Below are 20,002 nucleotides of genomic sequence, written 5' to 3'. Positions count from 1 at the left end.
CCTCCAAACTGGAGGACTACTTATTTTGTCAATCTTTAATGCTTAATTATTGAAATATGTAGGTCATATAACATTTATGAACAACTGTTTGTGTGAACCACTTGAGATATAATAAAATGATAAGGTATTCTCAAAATAAAGGACTAGATGAATCATACTTAAGATGAATACTTCTTTGAGAACAATAGTTCGATACAACTTCCCGTCTTACCTGTTATTTATCTAAATTAATTCCATGAAGGGGGGCAGCGTGAGAAGGGAGGTGCTTTGTTACACATGAGTCTCCTATCAAAATAAAATTCACACAAGCTTACAGAGATACTCGTTTCATTCTTTATAGGAGGATAATTATGAACAGACTAATCAATAAAATTAATTCAAAGATTCTAAGCACCAGAAAGTTTACGGAAAGAATTCGTTATAACAAAAACGGGTATTATTTAGTAAATCAAAGTAATCGAAGTAATTATAAGGTATCAGTAATTGTACCAGTGTATAATGCGGAAAAAACAATAAAGAAGACGGTGGATTCAGTAATTGCACAATCAATCGGCTTTGAAAATATTGAATTACTTATAGTGGATGATCTCTCAACCGATGACTCCCGGGTTATAATATATGAGTATGCTAAAGCTTATAAGAATATCAAACCAGTCTTTATGGAAGGAAACTCTGGAGGCCCATCAATACCCAGAAACATAGGTATTAGTTTAGCGAGGGGTAAATATTTGACGTTTATTGACTCTGATGATTGGTTTGAAGAAACTGGGTTGGAGGCACTTTATAATTTAATCGAAAAAACTGGTGATAAATATGCTGTTGGAAGAACAGTTAAAACAGATGATAAAGGCCTTCACTTCATAGGAGAGTACAATACTTGTATAAATAGAGAATCAATAGATCCATTTTCTATAAAACAAACCTTCCATCATTTAGGTCCACCTGGAAAAATAATGAGTACTTCCTTTATTCAGGAGAATAAGATAGTTTTTCCTGACATGAAATTTGCAGAAGACAAACAATTTTTTATAGATGTTTTAACCAACTGTGAAAGTATCTCTACTACTACTGAAGTAATTTATTATGCTAATAGATATAAAGAAAATGAAAGTTTCACGACTACCACTTCAATATTTGAAAAAACAGACACTAATATTTCCCTGATAAATTATGTTATAAACAAGGGACTACCTATAGATAAAGAAAAGATAATATTAAATAGGTTGTATGAGTTTGATTGTATTACAAGGTTATTCGATAGATATCATTTTTTACGTGCTACGAATGAGAACAAGAAGAAGTACTTTGATAAATTTTCTGAAGTTCTTGAAACCACTGAAAGAATAAAATACGACTTTACTGATAACTTTAACCATCCTTGGCATAAAATACTTGTGGAATTATATATGCAAGAGGATTACGATGGCCTAGTTGAACTAATTAACTGGAGTAGAAGAGAATCAATTAAAGAAGTGAAAGTAGAAAATAAATTGCCTTATTATTTGTTACCATTGTCAAAACCATATGATAGTGCACGTGTGCATATGTATGCACACTTTGAAAAAATGGTTAAACATAAGGAGGCCCTCAGTGTATATTTTAAAGTGTATGGTGAGCTAATTGAAAAACTACAATCATTTGTGTTACGTCAAAGAAATTATGACCTTAAAGAAGTGGACTTTCCGCTTGTTAAGGTAGAAGGAAATCTCTATAAAGTCGATATACCGTTTGAGGAACTATATAAAATATCTTCTGCAAGCTATGCGGTATTTATAAGGTATAACGATTATGAGAAGCTTAGAATAAGCATGTTGTCAAAAAATATTGTTCAATATCAAAAGCGCACTTTCGATTTTTACACAACAGCTTCCGATAACTTTGGAATTAAGATTAAGTAAAGGAGTACGGATATTTATAGACGATAAAGTCACTTAGATCCCAAATTCACAATGTTACGAAGGTAAAGTCTGTCCACAACTTGAGATAAAAGCTTCGAGTGAAGTCATGTTCAATTAATAAATGATAAGCATAAACAATCCTCTCCTTCTTAGGTGGGGATTGTTTTACATTTAAAATATTTTAACAAATAATTAATTCTTCAAAATACAGAACTTTTAATTCAGTAATTATGATTTGATCGGTGATTAGGAGTTGCAACTGCGATCTTGGGCCAGAAGTAATCTTAAAATTCTTATAAATGGCTCCTAGAGAAGTGGTATGTGGGAGGTTTAAAGTATTTCAAAAGTGTTAAAGGTATTTTTCATTTATTATATTTCTATTAAATAAAGAGGTGAATCCTCATTGATGACCTTCTTTCTATTATACTATTTTGATGAGAAGAACAACTATAAGGAAGGAAGTCCAAAAATGTTCACTGAACGAAACGAAACTTTAGATTCGATAAAATTCCTTGCAATTTTTGGAGTAGTTGCCATTCATACAGGGACCTTCAAACATTTACCAAAAGGAGAATATCTAGACTTTGCAATAGATGCATTGGCCAGGTTTGGAGTAGCTTATTTCTTCGCAGTATCAGGATTTTTATTGATGAATAAAGTTACTCAGTCAAAAAAACCAAACGACTACTTTAAACACTATATTATGAAATTATTTAAAATTTTATTAGCATGGAGTGCGTTTTACTTTGTATATGACTTAGTCAGACTTTATATACTAGCAGAAGAAAAAAGTATCTCAATTATTACCACTGAATGGGCGAGCTATATAACGGATATCATTGCGTTAAGAACACTATACTATGGAACAGATTATACACATTATCATTTATGGTATCTATTTGCGCTAATATGGAGCATTGTTATTCTTTGCTTTTTTATACGTTTTAGATTAACTAAATTTTTATTAATAGTAAGTTTTACTTTTTATTTGATAGGTCTATTTGGTCAATCTTATTCACATATCTATACATTTGAAATGGATACTAGAGATGCGCTGTTTTTTGGATTGTTTTTCGTTACTTTAGGTGCTTTTGTTTCCAAGTATAAGTGGAAATTTGGGATGCTCTCCAATAGAGTCAATTCGTTTTCATTAGTTATCTTGATCTTAATTGTAGCTATGTTACAGCTAATTGAAGCTTATATAAATGTTTATGTTTATGGTGGAAACGTAGGAAATTACTATTTAAGTACGGTTTTATTAACATTTTTGTTACTACTATTATCGATTAAACACAAAAAATTAGGAGAAGGGACTTGGGTTAACAGTACGGGTAAAAATACCCTCGGTATATATGTCACACATCCATTTTATATAAGCCTTTTTAACGTGATAATTGACCTTTGTGGTTTAGGAGCAATAAAGGAAAGTGTTTGGTGGGGGCTCGGGTTTACACCAATAGTATTCATACTTTCTCATTATTCCTATTTAGGAATACAAACTATAAAGGCTAAATTTGATAAAAAGAGGAAGGATTACTACCATATCCCCTCCCCTAAAAAACGAACACTTTAAAAGTAAACGGTAAGTGACCCCCGCCTAAACTAGGTGGGGGTTATTTAATCCACATATAATAATGAGGGCACATTGAGATTACTCTAGATCAATACAAAAGTCACTTTCATAGTGCAAAGCATTCATCTGTTTTTTTGTAACAAGGTGATAGTTCTCAATAGTGAATTTTGCTTTTTATTAACTGTTATTTTTCAAAGATAGGTTATTATATTTAGTTTTATAAAAGCTAAAATTTTGGTTTGCATTGCCTATAGTAGCATTATCTGGCAAGACAAGTCTTTTTGTTTTACTATGACCATCAATTTTAATTTGTAAAGTGAAATCTAATTTTGTATGCCTTTGACTAATATTTAACTCTTCTAGATTTATCTTGGCATTGAATTTGCAAAATTTTCTTGAAATGTCGTTCTTGTTAAGTTCTGAACTTTCAGAGACCATAGTATCAAAAGTAATCTCTTCTTTAGTATTTCGATCTTTAACTATTAGGTGTATAGATATTTGATCTCTATTTGTAACATTTACATAATTGATGTAACCATAGCCTTGTATTAATAATTTGTCATCTGTAACTGCAGCTTTATCAGTAATAGCATAGGCTTTAGAAAGAGTTCCTGGTACACCAATCTGGGTTTTGAAGAGTTTGTGGTTTTTGTACTGATTTAAATATGAAAAATCGAAGTGAATTTTCCCATTATCAATTTTAGATGGAAGGTATCCATATTTATCAGTAGAACTAGCTACTAATTCATAATGCAACCCTTCGTATAAGAAAAACAAACGCTGTAAGTAATAATTCTTTGCATATGGCGGTAGGATATTATACGCTTTTGGATCAATTGTTTCTAAATAAGATTTGATTTCTTTAAAAAATTCCTTTTGATCTTTTTGGGTGAATTCATAGAGCTGGTTTGCATGTCTAGTAAAGTCTAAAATTGCACGCATATCTTTAATATAGCGAAAATCTATTAGACCGTTCTCAGTTAAGAAAAGATCAATTTCCTTGTGAACAAATAATCGGTCTAAAACTGATTTATATTGATTCTTTTGTTGTGTAATTGACTTATTTTTTTCGCTTTCCCTTCTTCTCCAATAATAAGTAGTATTATTATTAATAGTAATTGCTTCTGCTAAATACATACAACAACTTGTAAAGTGAACATCTTCATAGGAGTAACCTTCTAAAAATTTAATGTTATGTTTTTTTATAAAAGATGTCCTATATAATTTGTTTGAAGGTCCAAGGTTATGAATAAGGTTGGTTTCTTTAAATAGGGTAGTAGTTCTATTATCTTTAAACAAATTCAATTTATCAAATGTAGGGGGCATCCAGGTCCTTTTGGTATTGAATTTTAGTATCTTTGAAATCGCTATATCAGGGTGATCCCTTTCAATATCCTTAACTAATGTTTCATAATATTCATTCTCAATGTAGTCATCAGGATCAATAAAACTTAAGTAATCACCAGAAGCATAACTTATTCCTTTATTCCTCGGATTTCCTGGGGCTCCACTATTGGGCTGATGTATGACCTTTATTTTATCAAATTTTTGTTCCCAATGTTGTAAGATTTGGCCACTTTTATCAGTTGAACCATCATTTATAAGCAGTACCTCAAATACTGGGTATGATTGACCCATTATACTCTCTAAACAACTATCCAAATAATCTTCTACATTAAAAACTGGAATTATTACACTTATTTTAGTCACTATCGACACGTCCTTATTATATCTTTTTTATTGAACTACTGGTGTTGTTGAACAAAAGTCATTTGAAAATATTTTAATTACATTCTATAATATTTGTTAGATTTTTGCTAATTGGAAAGGAACTTCTCTGTTGGATGTGTATTTAAAAAGAAGGCCATTAAATTCATAAATATTGAAGAAGCCATACCCTTATACTAGTTATTCATTTACATACAGTATAGTTGGCTGAACCATAGGAATTAATCATTAAGCTCATTGGAAGTATCAAGATACATTTTTAACAAAAAGATTAAAGCCTAGTTCAGTTGTTCTCCTAGGTGAACTTTTTTCTTAAGCATTATTAAGATTTGAAAATCACCTATTTAATTATGATATAGTGTGGATACTATTTAGAAAATAATTTAAAAATAAATGTTACAAACATTTAGAAGGAGTAATATATGAAGCGGAAAGAAGAACAATATCCATCTGTTGCAGATATTAGAATACATGACAATCAACAGTTATCGATTTTTATACCAATGTCCCAAGAGGAAGATCGCAACAACCGTTTAATCCTAGTTAATAGAACAAATCAAGAAGAAGTCAACATTCCTCTGAAAATTAGAGGTGTGAATAATAATATATGGTTGCTTTACGGAATGTTGGACTATTCCCAATGGTCAAATATATTACTTGATGGTAAGTATTGGGATCTTTATATACAAAATAGTAAAGGTACTCAGCGTGTAAATGCCTCAAATAATTCTATAGAATATGCAAGAATTAATAATAACGGTGTTACATTTCATCCTTATATTACGAAAAAAGGAAATGTTTCGTTCAAACATAGTGAGGTTGAACTATTCGCAGGTGTGAATAAGGTAGAATTTCGAAATGACGAAATTTTACGGTTAGAAGGTTTAATAGAAAAGATAGATCTTAATAAAGTGCACGAGAAATATTTGACTATTACGGATGTTTCTAATGGCGAACATCGTTTCCCTATCGAAATTATTGAGAGGCCGAATCAGCAACTTGATAACTTTCAAGCGCAAGTGGAACTTAATGAGGAATACACCGAATTGTTGCCAAACTCTTTAAAGTTTTCCCTTGGAGTAGAGTTAACAGGTGAGGATACAGTCCTAATAAAAGAAAGTCCAAGACTTAAATACCATGGAATGGCTAATTTTGAAGATACTTACAGATTTAATAATGGGGATACAAAACTAAAATTAACTATTAAACCAACTAAGAAAAAAAGATATTTATCAGTTAAAATATTGGAGGATAACCCTCTCAAGGAAACTGCTGAAAAGCTCGAATTAAAAGTAGTGAAAATGAGAAGAGGTAAGAGAGCATTAAAGCTTTATAAACGGATATTTAATATTGCAAGTTTACTTCCTAAGAAAAAGAATTTAGTCGTTTTTGAAAGCTTTCACGGTAAACAGTATAGTGATAGCCCACGAGCGGTTTACGAATATATGAAGGTGAACGAGCTTGAATATCAGTTGATTTGGAGTGCAGATAGAAGATATTATAGCGAGCTTAAATCCAAAGGTCTTCCTGTTGTAAGACGATTTTCAGTAAAATGGCTAATGGTAATGACTAGAGCTAAATACTGGGTTACAAATACCCGACTTCCGACTTGGATCCCAAAACCAAAAGGGACCAAGTATCTACAAACATGGCATGGCACCCCTTTGAAACGCTTAGCAGTTGATATGGAAGAGGTCCATATGCCTGGAACTAATACGTTTAAATATAAAAGTAACTTTATAAAGGAAACGGCTAAATGGGATTATTTAGTGGCACCGAATCAATATTCCAGTGAGATATTTGAACGAGCATTTTTGTTTAATGGAAAAATGATCGAGTCGGGTTATCCAAGAAATGATTATTTAATTCAAGAAGATAATCAGGAAACAATTGATTCCTTGAAAAAATCTTTAAACATTCCGTCCGATAAAAAAGTTATCTTATACGCTCCAACTTGGAGAGATAACCAATTTTATCAAAAAGGAAAATACAAGTTCGATTTGAGTCTGAATTTAGATCGTATGAAGGAAGAACTAGGTGAAGATTATGTAGTCGTTCTTCGGATGCATTATTTAATTGCTGAAAACTTCGATCTTGGGCCGTATGAAGGTTTTGTCTACGATCTTTCTAAGCACGAAGATATAAGGGACTTGTATTTAATTTCTGATCTATTAATCACAGATTACTCATCTGTTTTCTTTGATTACGCGAACTTAAGAAGACCGATTATTTTTTATGTGTACGATCTTGATGAATACCGTGACAGCTTGAGAGGCTTTTACCTGGATTTAGAAACAGAAGCTCCAGGCCCTTTGACAAAGTCAACGTCTGAAGTTATTCAATCAATTAAAGAATTTGAAAACAAAAACTATCGACTAGGTAATGAATTTGAGGAATTCTATAATCGCTTTTGCTCGTGGGAAGACGGCGGTTCTTCTAGACGGGTGGTAGAACAAGTTTTTAAAAAATAATTGGATTAATCGGCGCCTCTGATTATGGGGCGCCGATTGTTCGTAACTTCCAAAGCTGATATTGTTTTTTATGTCGGATATTAGTATAATTTGATGAGTGTTTTGAGATTTGTTTTCTTAAGGAAGGACAAAATATGAAGTCATCTATTACAGTATTACAGGAGCAATTTAAATATTTTTATTTGGTTCGAAGGCTTTCTTTATATGAGGTGAAAAGTTCAAATAGTAATAACTACTTGGGAATGATCTGGGAATTATTAAACCCAGCCATTCAAATTTCAATTTACTGGTTCGTATTCGGATTTGGTATTCGAAATAATACAGTGGGTGATGGAAGCATGGACTTCTTCCCCTGGATGCTATCTGGTATTGTAGTATGGTTTATGATAAACCAAGGATTGTTACAATCATCAAAGTCAATATATACTAAGATTAAGATGTTATCGAAAATGAACTTTCCGATGAGTGTCATCCCAAACTACGTGATTTTTTCAAAATTATATTCTCACTTATTATTATTAGTTCTAGTGATGGTTATTTTATGGATACTAGGATTTCCAATCAGCATATATTATTTACAATTACCTTTGTATATGTTTGGGGTATTAGCTTTACTATATTCTATATCCCTGATTACCTCTACACTGGCTACAATTGTTCGTGATGTCCAAATGTTTCTTCAAGCGACATTAAGAATGCTGTTGTATCTATCTCCCATACTGTGGGATGTAAGTCAATTTGATTCAGATTTGAATTGGTTGAAAACATTAATGAAAATTAACCCTTTTTATTATGTTGTAGAATCATACCGAACATCATTATTAGGTCAAGGGTGGTATTTCATTGACGAGTGGCAGTATACTTTATATTTCATTGGAGTAATAGTAGGGTTGTTTATTATTGGTTCAGCTTTACACGTGAAATTCAGAAGACACTTTATTGATTTTCTATAAAACGGAAGTGATAACATGGCTAAATCAGTCATTGTAAAAGATGTTACAAAAATTTATAAGCTTTTCGAGAATCCAAAGGAACGTTTGTTAGACCTGATTGTACCTCGAAAATCCTATGGGGAAGACTTTTATGCTCTTCAGAATGTCAGTTTTGATGTGGACGAGGGTGACATTATAGGTTTTGTTGGAGTGAATGGCTCCGGTAAATCAACTTTGTCTAATATTATTGCTGGCGTTGTCCCTGAATCTTCTGGTTCGGTAGAGGTGAAAGGGCAAGCTGCCATCATTGCGGTTAATTCTGGACTGGACAATAAGTTGACAGGTCGTGAAAACATCGAGCTAAAGCTCCTTATGCTGGGCTTCAATCAACAGCAAATCAAAGAACTTGAAGACGACATTATTGATTTTGCCGAAGTTGAAAAGTTTATTGACCAGCCGGTAAAGTCGTATTCCAGCGGGATGAAGTCACGACTTGGTTTTGCGATCTCAGTTAACGTGGATCCTGATATTTTGCTTATTGATGAAGCCTTATCTGTAGGTGATAAAGCTTTCGCAGAAAAAAGTTTAGCGAAAATGTACGAGTTTAAAGAGAGTGGAAAGACGATGTTCTTTGTTAGTCACTCGATCGGACAGATGAAAAAGTTTTGTGAGAAAGTAGTATGGCTGGAGTACGGATCAGTTAAAGAATATGGTCCCGCCAAAGAAGTTCTTAATCACTACGAAGAGTTTTTAGAGAAGTATAAGAAAATGTCTAAAAAAGAGAAGCAGCAATATAAAGAAGAGGTTACTCGTAAGCAAAACGGCATAAAGGCAGCAACTTAACAAAAGCACCCAAGTCCTTAACAGGAAATGGGTGCTTTCTAATTATATTTGAATGAAAAATTAGTTTCTGCAGCATTCTCATTATCTTAGAGATACCTGTGTGAATTTGTTAAAGGTGTCGTGTGGTTTAAGGTATTAATTGTCGTTTTGAGACCAACCCTTTATAATATACCTGATACAACATACAAGGCAATAAATCAACTGTATATTTTTGTTAACTTTGTATTAATTTTTGTAAAAGCATGGAAAGGTGTCTTGTCATGGAAAAAAATCAGGCGTATGTTGAAATTAAAGGAATTCCTTTTGCGAAAATAAATAATCAACAGCTGTTGAATGATCATTTATTTCCTGCCATTGCCTCACGAGAAAAGAAGTTTGTTGTAACAGCAAATCCAGAAATTGTGATGGCAGCGGAAGAGGATCAAGACTATAAACAAATTCTTCTGAAAGCTGATTATGTCATTGCAGATGGTATTGGGGTCGTCATGGGTTCCAAGTTACTGCGACAGCCGCTTCCCGAGCGGATTGCTGGCTATGATTTGATGCATCAGCTGTTGGAGAAAGCGAATCATGACGGGCTTAGATGCTATTTTCTGGGGGCGAAACAGGATGTCCTGAACAAGGCTATAGCCAATGTGAAAATTAAATTCCCTAATTTGGTTATTGCGGGGTCTCATCATGGTTATTTTGATATTAATGATGCTTCTGTCGTTCAAGAGGTTAAGGATAGTAATCCTGACTTGATTTTTGTAGGTTTAGGGTTTCCAAATCAGGAGAAGTGGATACACCAACATTACAATCAGTTTAGTCGAGGACTTTTTATGGGAGTTGGAGGAAGTTTTGATGGAGTCGCTGGTTATGTGAAGCGGGCACCGAAGATCTGGCAAAAGTTGAATATTGAGTGGCTTCACAGATTAATTAAACAACCGTCACGCTGGAAACGGATGTTACAGTTGCCGCGATTCATTTGGCATATCTTACGGAAAAAGTGACATTCTAATAACAGAGTGCGATGGAAATTGGGGGATAAGGCTATGAAAGTTCTACATTTAAATGCGGGAAACGAAACAGGCGGTGGCATGAATCACATCTTATCCTTATTAAACGAATTGAATCATGAGGAAGTGATTTTAGGTGTTTTAGAGGATGGAGAAATGGTGCATCGGGCCTCTGAGTTAGGAATCCCGACGGTGCATTTTAAGCAGGCTTTTCCCTTTGATCTGTCTGTTCTTTTTCAAATAAAAAGGTACATTCAGCAAGAAAATATTGATATTATTCATACACATGGACCGCGAGCGAACGTACTTCTGAGGATGCTTAAATCTAAAATTTCGATCCCCTGGGTTCTTACGCTTCATAGCGACCCTAACGATGATTTTATTGGACATGGGGTAAAGGGTGAGCTGTTCATGCATCTTCATAAGCGTGCTATTCGTTCTGCAGATCATTGTCTTGCCATTTCTGAGCGTTTTCACAAGAAGCTTTTGCAAATGAACATCCCAGACCATAAAATTACTACCATTTATAACGGGATTGATTTTTCAGTGAGACCTGAAGTAAACTTACAGAGGGAAGATCTTGGTTTTAAGGAAGAAGATTTTTTAGTGGCCATGGTAGCTCGCTTTGAAGCGGTGAAACAGCATGAGCTGGCGCTTAATTCTTTTGCATCTTTTCTTGAAGAAAATAAGCAGGCTCATTTATTGCTTTTAGGTGATGGAACACTAGAAGACCAATTAAAAAGACAATGCAAAGCATTGAAGGTAGAAGATCATGTACATTTCTTAGGATTTAGATCTGATGTCGAAGCTGTATTACCAATGGTTGATTTGACTCTTCTCACTTCCAAAAGTGAAAGTTTTCCGCTTGTGTTATTAGAATCAGCCAGGGCAAGGGTTCCTGCTATAACTACTGATGTAGGCGGTGTCGATAAACTTATTCCTTCGAGAAAGTACGGTTGGATCATGGAACAGCCTGAGGTTGAAGCAATTGCAGTGGCACTAAATCAAGCTTATTCCTTAAAGGGTACTGAGCTTGAATCGATAGGGGAAAGCTTCCGTGAATTTGCATCCAGTCGATTTTCCTTACACCATTTTGCAGCTCAAGTAAATCAGGTTTATCATTTATTTCCCGAAGTACCGACAAAAATAGAGTGCAATGGTTGAAGGTTATTAATCACGGATGACAAAGGAAGGGAGGTTCCTCTATGGAGTTCAGGGCCTTTTTATTTTGTTTGATAGCTGTTGTTATATTAACACCTCTTGTGAAAAAATTAGCGATTTATATTGGGGCGACAGATTCTCCTGATTCCCGGAAAGTTCATAAACGTCTGATGCCACGGTTAGGCGGACTGGCGATTTTCCTTAGTGTACTCATTGGAGTAAGTATATTTATGCCGGAAAATATTTATACATGGCCGATTATGGTCGGAGCAACGATCATTGTGGCTACCGGAATAATGGATGATATTTACGGAATTGCTCCATGGTACAAGTTAAGTGGACAAACTTTAGCAGCTGTTATTGTAATTGTAAATGGGGTAGAGGTTGAATTCATTAATCTTCCATATGGGGGTCAATTAGAATTCGGCATGCTAAGCTTCCCTATTACACTGCTTTGGATTGTTGGCATTACGAACGCCATAAATTTGGTGGACGGATTGGACGGACTAGCAGCAGGCATCTCTGCTATTGCTTTATTGACGGTTTCAGGGATGGCCATAACAATGGGGAATTCTTTTGTTATGTTGATGGGCTTAATGATGTTCGGGGCCACTTTAGGATTTCTTGTGTTTAACTTTTATCCAGCAAAAATTTTCATGGGTGATACAGGGGCTATGTTCTTAGGGTTTATGATCGGAGTTCTTTCGTTACTTGGATTCAAGAACGTTACCCTCTTTTCTTTAGTTATCCCAATCCTTATCTTAGGTGTACCAATATCAGACACAATATTTGCGATTCTTCGTCGAGCCATGACAGGACGTCCCATCATGAAGCCTGATTCTGCTCATTTACACCATTGCTTGTTAAAGCTTGGGTATAGCCATCCTGAAACCGTAATTATGATTTATACGATGAGCGCTTTATTTAGTTTATCAGCGGTGTTTTTCTCACAAGCGACATTAATAAGTTCTCTGCTCATGGGAACGATTATCCTGATTACAGTAGAATTAATGATTGAAATTACTGGGGCTGCTGGTGAAAGATATCGTCCCATTTTAAACAGAATAGAAGCAGCTAGAAGTAAAGAGTGAAGAAGGTCTCCTAAAACGAGATCTTTTTTGCGTTACTAGGTGATTAGACATAGAAGAAACAACTTATTTAGCTAGTCTCTATGAAAATTATATTACCATTTAGTTAAATTTTGCTATAGTTCCTTCAAATCCAGACACATTGTGATATAATGTGAATATATTTTTGAATATTTTACATAAGTGGAGGTACATCTATGGAGGAAACGATTTCTCTGAAAGAAATTTTTGAAGTATTGAGAAAGAGAATTTGGATGATTATTGCAGTAACCGGGGGAGCTGCTGTCATAAGCGCAATTGTTACATTTTTTGTTTTGACGCCTACCTACCAGGCTTCAACTCAATTTATCGTGAATCAATCTGCAAGTCAGCAAGAGGAATCCCCCTATGATATTAACGATATACGTACGAATGTTGAACTTATAAATACTTATAACGTTATTATTAAAAGCCCGGCTATTCTTGATCAAGTGATTCAATCATTGAACCTGGATATTTCATCTGATGTGTTAAGTAACAAAATTCAAGTGGCGAGTGCTGAACAATCTCAGGTAGTTACAGTGACTGTGACGGATGAAAGTCGTTCTATGGCTGTTGAATTAGCCAATAGTACGGTGGAAACATTTCAGGAGACGATCCCAGATTTAATGAGCGTTAATAATGTTAATATCTTATCTCCAGCTGAAGAAGTGGAAAATCCTCAACCAGTTAGTCCAAAGCCAATGCTTAATATTGCTATTGCCTTAGTAGTTGGTCTAATGGTAGGTGTCGGATTAGCCTTCCTACTTGAATACTTGGATAACACAGTTAAGACCGAGCAGGATATTGAGAAGACATTAGGTCTTCCATTAATGGGTGTTATTTCAACCGTATCTGAGGAAGATTTAGGCCCGGAAACAATGAATAGACAGCCAAGTCGAGCTTCAAAGGTAAGAGGTGAGTCCGTTGGTACGTAAGTCCAGAAAAAAGCAAGTCGCAATGAAAGCAAGAAAAATTATTGCTAATGATAATCCAAAATCTCCAATTGCTGAGCAGTATCGCACAATTCGGGCCAATTTGCAGTTTGCTTCTGTGGATAAGGAACTTCAATCCCTATTGATCACTTCCGCAGGGCCTTCTGAAGGTAAATCGATGACCTCCGCAAATATGGCTGCCGTTTTCGCCCAACAGGGTAAGCGTGTATTGCTAGTTGATGCTGACTTAAGAAAACCTACTGTCCACCATTCATTTCGCTTAAACAACACAAAGGGCTTGAGCAACTTCTTAGTGGGACGTCAGACATTGAAAGAAACAACTCAAATTACAGCGGTTGATAACTTAGATGTATTGCCCAGTGGTCCGATCCCGCCGAATCCATCTGAACTTTTGGGTTCTAAAGCCATGCACAAGTTAATGATGGAGGCACGTCAAACTTATGATTTAGTTATCCTTGATACCCCTCCAGTTCTTGCAGTGTCTGATTCACAAGTATTAGCAAGAGAAGTTGATGGAGTTATGCTGGTCGTCCGCAGCGGACAAACAGAGTTCCAGGCTGCCGAACGAGCTAAAGAATTGTTAGAGCAGTCTAAAGCTAATCTCCTAGGTGTTGTATTAAATGATCGGGAGAAAAAGAATAGTAACTACTACTATTACTACGGTAATTCATAAGGGAAGCGGAGCAGCATGCTCCGTTTCCTTTTTTATTACAATTTTTTTACAATTCATTTGAAAAGGTTGTTGAATTCAGAAATTTGAATTAAGCTTACATTTATATTGTTTTTGTTGAAAGGGGTTTTGAACGTGTTTAAAGCAGATACGAAAAAAGCCAATCCTGGAAATATTGTAGAGTTTGAGAGAAACAATATAAGATTTAAAGGAGAGGTTATTCCAAGTCAGTGCCAACGATCAGTAATTGTCGACCTGACGATTATGGAAAACTTTGAAGAAGTTGAGTTTGACTATGAACGAACGGTAGTGGCTCACGAAAACTATCGGATCTTATCTTGAAAAAACGATTGCTTTTTAACAATCCTGGATTATAATTAGGATAACAAACAACTTCTCCTTGCAAAAAGGCAAACTTATTGAAAAATAAGGACGCAAAGCTACGGGTCTAATGCCATCCCCGTGTTTATTACATACTCCTAGAATGGTTATGGCGGCCGGGTTGCCTGAGGGTGAATGATGGAGGGAGAATCATTCATTGAAAAAGGTAAAGAGTAAGAGGAGTTTGGACGCTGACTGGGTAGCTTTGATGAAGCAGGCTAGGGAAATCGGCTTAACTAAACAAGAAATAAGACAATTTTTTATGAAACGGTAAATTTGAATAAAAGGAGGCTTCTTATTATAGAGAGAAGCCTCCTTTCTATGTGCAGTAAAATGGATTTGAGCACACGCCTGTTACTTAAGATGGTCCTTATTAAACTTAAAATAAAAGAAAATTACCCTGCTGTAATTTTTACGATATGGTAAAATAGAATTAGTTTGTAAGGAAAGGGGGAATTTTGTGGGGGAGTGTCGAAAATGCGGAAGAGAAATATCTCCTTCGCAACAGGAGTGTGAAGATTGCAGTTCAGCAGGAAAGGCAAAACAGCCGGCGGAATTTGCGGAAAATCACGAGTGGTTAAATGCCAGTCATTATTATAGTGATCATATAGAGGAACAGCGCTCCTATCGAAAGAAAAATTGGAGAAAGATATTTATAACTTTTATTACAACGTCTCTTCTAATCGGCTTCGCTGTTACGTTCTGGTTGTATTTAAGTAAAGTAACGTCTGCCCAGCACGTTGTTCAAGAGTTTGAAGAAGCCATTAATGAGGAAGATGCGCATCGGCTTGTTGATTTAGTCGCTTTTAACCATGAAAATCAGTCATTTAATGTTAAACAAGCTGAATTGATGGTTGACTATTATAACCAACACTCTGATGAGTTTGTGTCAACATTGAGTTATTTACGCTCTGTTTCGGATGGAAAAGCAAATGGAGGTGAGTCGGATTCTGTCATTCATTTGCAAAATCAGGGATCACAATGGTTATTCTTTGATCAGTTCACTCTGACCTTGGATCCAGTTAGTGTAGATGTTTCATCGAATGCAGAAAATGTAACCTTATTTCTTGATGGGAATAAGATTGGAACCGTAACAGGAAGCTCCGTATATGAGTTGGCAGGTCTAACACCTGGTTCCCATATATTAAAAGGAGTTGTTGAGGTTAATGAGAAAAAGCATGATGAAATTATATCGATTAATACATACGAAACATCACAACCGATCTCTTTAGAGTTTAATAACGTCACCCTTGAAGCAACAGCTGAAAGTCTTTCTGAATCTCTTGAAGAGGACTTAAAGAAGACGATTACCGATCATGTAAAAGAATATATTGCTGCTTACGAAGCAAAAGATATTTCTAAATTCAAACGAATGCAAAGTGAGGAATATTTAGAAGCGGCTGAAGATGAAATGGAAGAACTTGAAGCAATAGGGGCAGACTTTGAGGGAGAGGTAACAAAGATAGTATTTGACTTAGGCAGTATGGAAATTACCAGTGAAGAAGGTGAGCGTCCTTTTACGTCCACGCTTTATGCGTCGATCACGTTTCAATCAGGTAATTTTGGTGAAAACGTAGACAGTTCAGAGAGGTTGAAGGAAGAGAACACGTATATATGGAATTATGATCTCATTTATGATGAGCAGGAAGACATGTGGTTGATCAGTTCAGGAACGATCGTATCATCTCTGAAAACCGAAGAAACTGAAGAAGTGGAATTTTAAATGAAGAAGACTCGCCGGTTAAAGGCGAGTCTTCTTCATTATAGTTTCTCTTTACCAAGAATGAGGTAGTTCATTTCTTGTTCACTAATTTTGTTATAGCGTGGTGCATTGAAAAGGTAAAATACAACTCCAAGCAAAATCCATACCGCAAGCGCAATGTAAGATTCAGTTCCTAATGAAGCAGGCGATTGTGGCACGAGCAGGAGAATAAGAAAGCCAATCGAACTGATCATTCCAATTAGTGATAGCAGCTTTCTTCCAGGCGCCACGGTACTTGCAGCGTGTGTACCCTTTTGTTTGTCTGACCACTTAAAAATCTTAAATGCAGTGGCCGTACAGAAAAAGTAGGCTATTGCTACACCCGTCGATGACATATCCACTACCCATAATAAGGCCTGTCTGCCGAACCAAGGAGCAATTAAACAGACGATTAATGTGAACAAGATCCCGACATAAGGGGTATGGTACTTTTTATGAAGCTTTCGAAACGAATTAGGCAAGATACGTGCCCGGCCCATAGCAAATGTCAGCCGGCTTGCAGAAATAAAGAAGCCGTTCAGCCCGGTGAAAATACCCATGATGACAGCAATGGCAATAATGAATACACCAATTCGGCCCATATAACTTTCAATAGCGTCACCAGTTCCCCATACGGAATTCTGCGATTCAATTTGGATAAGGAGCTCCTGCCACGGCATAACACTGGCTGTAACGAAAATCATCACAGCATAAGCGAGCCCGGCGGCTAATAGGGACCAGATAATAAGTCCGAATGCTTTGTTGGCTTCAAACTTAAATTCCTCTGCAGCCTGAGGGATGTTATCAAATCCTACATAAGCAAATGGAGCGATCGCTAATATCGTTAATATAGAGGCGATTGCTGTTTGGTCAGGCAGAAAAGCAGGTGAGAGATTGGATATGCTTGGACCTTCAGCAAAAATCGCGCCCCCAGCCAGAAGTACAATTCCAAAAATAAGAATCATACTGAAAATAAATTGGGTGCGTCCTGAAAAGCTAGTGCCTCTAATATTTAATAAGGCAAAAATAATTAAAGCTGTGCTTGCTATCAATACTTGAATAATGGAAACATCATATCCTGCAACCGTATAAAGGTTACCCAATCGCACAAAGTCAGGAAACAGGAATTTTGCTAATAGTGCAAGAGCAGAAGCATTTAAAGCAACGATACAAATGTATCCAAGGGTTAAGAACCAACCTGCTAAAAAGGCCACCCCTCTGCCAAAGCCTATGTAAGCATAGGAAAATTCTCCTCCAGTAACAGGAAATTTTTCAATTAAAAATCCGTAGCTCACTCCGATGACCATCATTAGAACTGCACCTAGCAAAATACCGATGATAACTCCTGCTGGTCCAGCCTGGCTAATCCAGTCCGGCGGAAGAACAAAAGCTCCCCAGCCAATGGCAGATCCAAAGGCAATCGCCCAGACCCAATGTGGTTTAAGTGAACGTTTTAATTTCTGTCTTTCTTTGTCAGCCATGAAAAAATAAAGCCCCCTATGATTTAGTTAACTTCTTTGGTTCTTAAGTTATTCTGTGCAATTTAGCATTTATCACTCTTCTCTGCATAATTGTAGTCACTTCTCTTCTATTCACGAAAAAGCAACAAAATAAACTTACAAATAACAAAACCTACTTCATGGACATTGAGCATGAAGTAGGTTTTACGTTGCTTTTTGTTACATTGACATTCATTTTGACGATATTTCCCGGGGAATATTTAACTTATTGTAGGGAGTCGTAGGAATCTTCCTGATTGTCCCCAGCAAATGAGTTATTATTTGATGAGTGATTTATTCCTAAGTGAGCTTGAAGGGAGTTCTGAACATTTAGCAGGCTCGTCTGATTTACTTTGTAGTACCAAACTCCATCAATGTAAGTTCCTTGACCATTAAGCTGCATTTCTTCAAAGTCCAATCCATTCTGTTGAAGGACATAGTCTTTATACGCTGTCATTTCTGAGAAGGTAAGGTTCGTTTTCAGGTTATTTCCGATTGATTCAATTACTTTACTGTAATTAGTAATGGAACCAACTTGGGAAGCTTTGTCTATGATAGCTTCTATCATTTTCATTTGGCGTTCACCACGTGCTAAATCACTGTCATATTGACGGGAACGTACTAATGCCAGAGCTTCTTCACCTGTAACGGTTTGAAACCCTTCTCCTAAGTGAATAGCGCCTTCTGTGTCTTCACTGTTTTGCTCCGTTAAGTCAAACGGGACATTAAATTTGACGCCGCCAAGAGCGTTAATAACTTCAATGAACGAGTTGAAATTCAACCGGACGTAGTAGTCAACTGGAACATCCAGAAAGTTTTCCACTGTTTTTACTGTCGCATCTGTTCCTCCAAATGCGTGTGCATGTGTAATCTTGTCTCGATACCCGACTTCTGGAATATAAACATATGAATCCCGTGGAATGCTCAATAACTTAACAGACTTTTCTTCATCGTTGAAAGTAGCCAACACTAGGGCGTCAGAACGGCTGGTGTGTCCAGAGGGATTCCCATTGGATCGCGTATTACTATCATCGACCCCGAGGAACAAAATTGAAGTATTGTCAAATTCAGGCTGAACTGCTTCAGTACGCATGTCGGATTTACCACCGCGTTCTAATGTATCGTGCGATTCTTTAGCTACTTCCCGTGCTTTATCCGTTAAATAGGCTGCATACCCAACTGTGGCTCCTACAAATATAAGGAGGAGTGCAGCCAGTGACCATAAGAATATCTTCAACTTACTTCTCTTCATAACAAATCTTCCCCTTCAAAAAGTAACGATCTTCAAAAACAACCCTTTCACAAAGAAATGGGGGTATCTGAATAATTGCATTCTCCCTTGTCAATCAGAGCTTGACCACTTGTTAAATTGGTGATCCAGGTTTCGAATGCTGTAGTTTGATTGGTTTCGACTTTAACGTCTATTTCGACTTTTTCTAAGTAATGAATCTCGTCTAAATGATAGGTTGAATGTCTGATCTCATTTTCCACTTTACCGAGCAGCGTGTAGTCAATGGAGACTTTCATCGTTTGCATGAGCTCTCTTTTAACTACACCTGTCGCCTTAATGGCTTCAGAAGTTGTACTGGAGTAAGCACGTATCAATCCGCCTGCCCCAAGCTTCGTTCCTCCAAAGTAACGAGTGACAACGACTGCCGTATCCTTAAGTCCCATCTTTTTAAGGACTTCAAGCATAGGTACTCCTGCTGTCCCGCTTGGTTCACCATCGTCGTTGGCTTTTTGTATGAGATCGTGTTCGCCTATCATATAAGCTGAACAGTTATGTGTAGCATCTTTATATTGTTTCTTCATAGATTCTATGAAGGATTGAGCTTCATCCTCTGTCTCACAACGTTTAACATGCCCGATAAATCGGGATTTCTGTATTGTCAGCTCTTCGGATCCTAGATAATTTACGGTATAATAGCTTTCTAACATGGTTTTAGTTGAACCTCCTAAGATTTTATTATATAACGACTTTATAGGTATGGGCAAATGTAGATCAAACAAGAATAGAGAAAAAATATAGTGGTTTTTCGCATAAC

At 36.1% G+C, this 20,002-nt stretch carries 17 protein-coding genes and 1 riboswitch; of the genes, 13 read left to right on the top strand and 4 right to left on the bottom strand.

The features are described 5' to 3' along the window. The first annotated feature begins 350 nt into the window (after nt 1-350). Both B5354_RS06920 and B5354_RS06915 read left to right on the top strand, forming a co-directional pair. Entirely contained in the window at nt 351-1,898 is a 1,548-nt protein-coding gene (locus B5354_RS06920; protein ID WP_079527266.1) for a glycosyltransferase family 2 protein, read from the top strand. A 469-nt stretch (nt 1,899-2,367) separates the two neighbouring features. Then, nucleotides 2,368-3,471, top strand: a complete 1,104-nt coding sequence (locus tag B5354_RS06915; RefSeq protein ID WP_176142426.1) for an acyltransferase — start codon at nt 2,368-2,370, stop codon at nt 3,469-3,471. Between the two features lie 177 nt (nt 3,472-3,648). Here the strand turns inward: B5354_RS06915 and B5354_RS06910 are convergent, their stop codons facing one another. After that, nucleotides 3,649-5,181 (bottom strand): glycosyltransferase family 2 protein, encoded by a 1,533-nt coding sequence (locus tag B5354_RS06910; RefSeq protein ID WP_176142425.1) that lies wholly within the window; start codon nt 5,179-5,181, stop codon nt 3,649-3,651. A gap of 440 nt (nt 5,182-5,621) precedes the next feature. Here B5354_RS06910 and B5354_RS20880 point away from each other — a divergent pair, with 440 nt between their 5' ends. From B5354_RS20880 to B5354_RS06855, 11 genes are all read left to right on the top strand, one after another. After that, complete coding sequence (locus tag B5354_RS20880) at nt 5,622-7,670, top strand: CDP-glycerol glycerophosphotransferase family protein (RefSeq protein WP_079527260.1); 2,049 nt, start codon at nt 5,622-5,624, stop codon at nt 7,668-7,670. 134 nt (nt 7,671-7,804) lie between these two features. Next, nucleotides 7,805-8,623, top strand: coding sequence for an ABC transporter permease (locus B5354_RS06900; protein ID WP_079527258.1), 819 nt, complete (start codon nt 7,805-7,807; stop codon nt 8,621-8,623). 15 nt (nt 8,624-8,638) lie between these two features. Next, nucleotides 8,639-9,445 (top strand): teichoic acids export ABC transporter ATP-binding subunit TagH, encoded by an 807-nt coding sequence (gene tagH, locus B5354_RS06895; protein ID WP_079527256.1) that lies wholly within the window; start codon nt 8,639-8,641, stop codon nt 9,443-9,445. 260 nt (nt 9,446-9,705) lie between these two features. Next, on the top strand, nt 9,706-10,437 hold the full coding sequence (locus B5354_RS06890) for a WecB/TagA/CpsF family glycosyltransferase (RefSeq protein WP_079527254.1): 732 nt from the start codon (nt 9,706-9,708) through the stop codon (nt 10,435-10,437). A 42-nt stretch (nt 10,438-10,479) separates the two neighbouring features. Continuing rightward, a complete protein-coding gene (locus tag B5354_RS06885; protein ID WP_079527252.1) occupies nt 10,480-11,607 on the top strand; it encodes a glycosyltransferase family 4 protein in 1,128 nt (375 codons plus the stop codon). A 41-nt stretch (nt 11,608-11,648) separates the two neighbouring features. After that, nucleotides 11,649-12,695: a glycosyltransferase family 4 protein gene (locus B5354_RS06880; RefSeq protein ID WP_079527250.1), complete on the top strand. Its 1,047-nt coding sequence runs from the start codon at nt 11,649-11,651 to the stop codon at nt 12,693-12,695. 194 nt (nt 12,696-12,889) lie between these two features. Then, nucleotides 12,890-13,648, top strand: a complete 759-nt coding sequence (locus tag B5354_RS06875; protein ID WP_079527249.1) for a YveK family protein — start codon at nt 12,890-12,892, stop codon at nt 13,646-13,648. Continuing rightward, entirely contained in the window at nt 13,638-14,339 is a 702-nt protein-coding gene (locus B5354_RS06870) for a CpsD/CapB family tyrosine-protein kinase (RefSeq protein ID WP_425432097.1), read from the top strand. Before B5354_RS06875 ends, B5354_RS06870 begins: the two co-directional genes overlap by 11 nt. A gap of 132 nt (nt 14,340-14,471) precedes the next feature. After that, nucleotides 14,472-14,678: a YkvS family protein gene (locus B5354_RS06865; protein ID WP_079527247.1), complete on the top strand. Its 207-nt coding sequence runs from the start codon at nt 14,472-14,474 to the stop codon at nt 14,676-14,678. 57 nt (nt 14,679-14,735) lie between these two features. Beyond that, nucleotides 14,736-14,846, top strand: a riboswitch (cyclic di-GMP riboswitch). A gap of 28 nt (nt 14,847-14,874) precedes the next feature. Next, nucleotides 14,875-14,991 carry an anti-repressor SinI family protein gene (locus B5354_RS06860; RefSeq protein ID WP_079527245.1) on the top strand — a complete coding sequence of 39 codons (117 nt, stop codon included), beginning with the start codon at nt 14,875-14,877 and terminating at the stop codon, nt 14,989-14,991. A 186-nt stretch (nt 14,992-15,177) separates the two neighbouring features. After that, nucleotides 15,178-16,440 (top strand): TcaA second domain-containing protein, encoded by a 1,263-nt coding sequence (locus B5354_RS06855; RefSeq protein ID WP_079527243.1) that lies wholly within the window; start codon nt 15,178-15,180, stop codon nt 16,438-16,440. A 38-nt stretch (nt 16,441-16,478) separates the two neighbouring features. Here B5354_RS06855 and B5354_RS06850 read toward each other — a convergent pair whose 3' ends face one another. From B5354_RS06850 to B5354_RS06840, 3 genes are all read right to left on the bottom strand, one after another. Continuing rightward, entirely contained in the window at nt 16,479-17,939 is a 1,461-nt protein-coding gene (locus B5354_RS06850) for an APC family permease (protein WP_079527241.1), read from the bottom strand. Between the two features lie 244 nt (nt 17,940-18,183). Continuing rightward, complete coding sequence (locus B5354_RS06845) at nt 18,184-19,209, bottom strand: LCP family protein (protein ID WP_079527239.1); 1,026 nt, start codon at nt 19,207-19,209, stop codon at nt 18,184-18,186. A 47-nt stretch (nt 19,210-19,256) separates the two neighbouring features. Next, entirely contained in the window at nt 19,257-19,895 is a 639-nt protein-coding gene (locus B5354_RS06840) for a YigZ family protein (RefSeq protein WP_079527237.1), read from the bottom strand. Between the last annotated feature and the right edge of the window lie 107 nt (nt 19,896-20,002).

It is taken from the genome of Halobacillus hunanensis (assembly GCF_900166655.1).
GTDB lineage: Bacteria > Bacillota > Bacilli > Bacillales > Halobacillaceae > Halobacillus_A > Halobacillus_A hunanensis.
The sequence above is the reverse complement of the archived record's forward strand: the minus strand, read 5'-3'. Positions and strand labels throughout refer to the sequence as shown.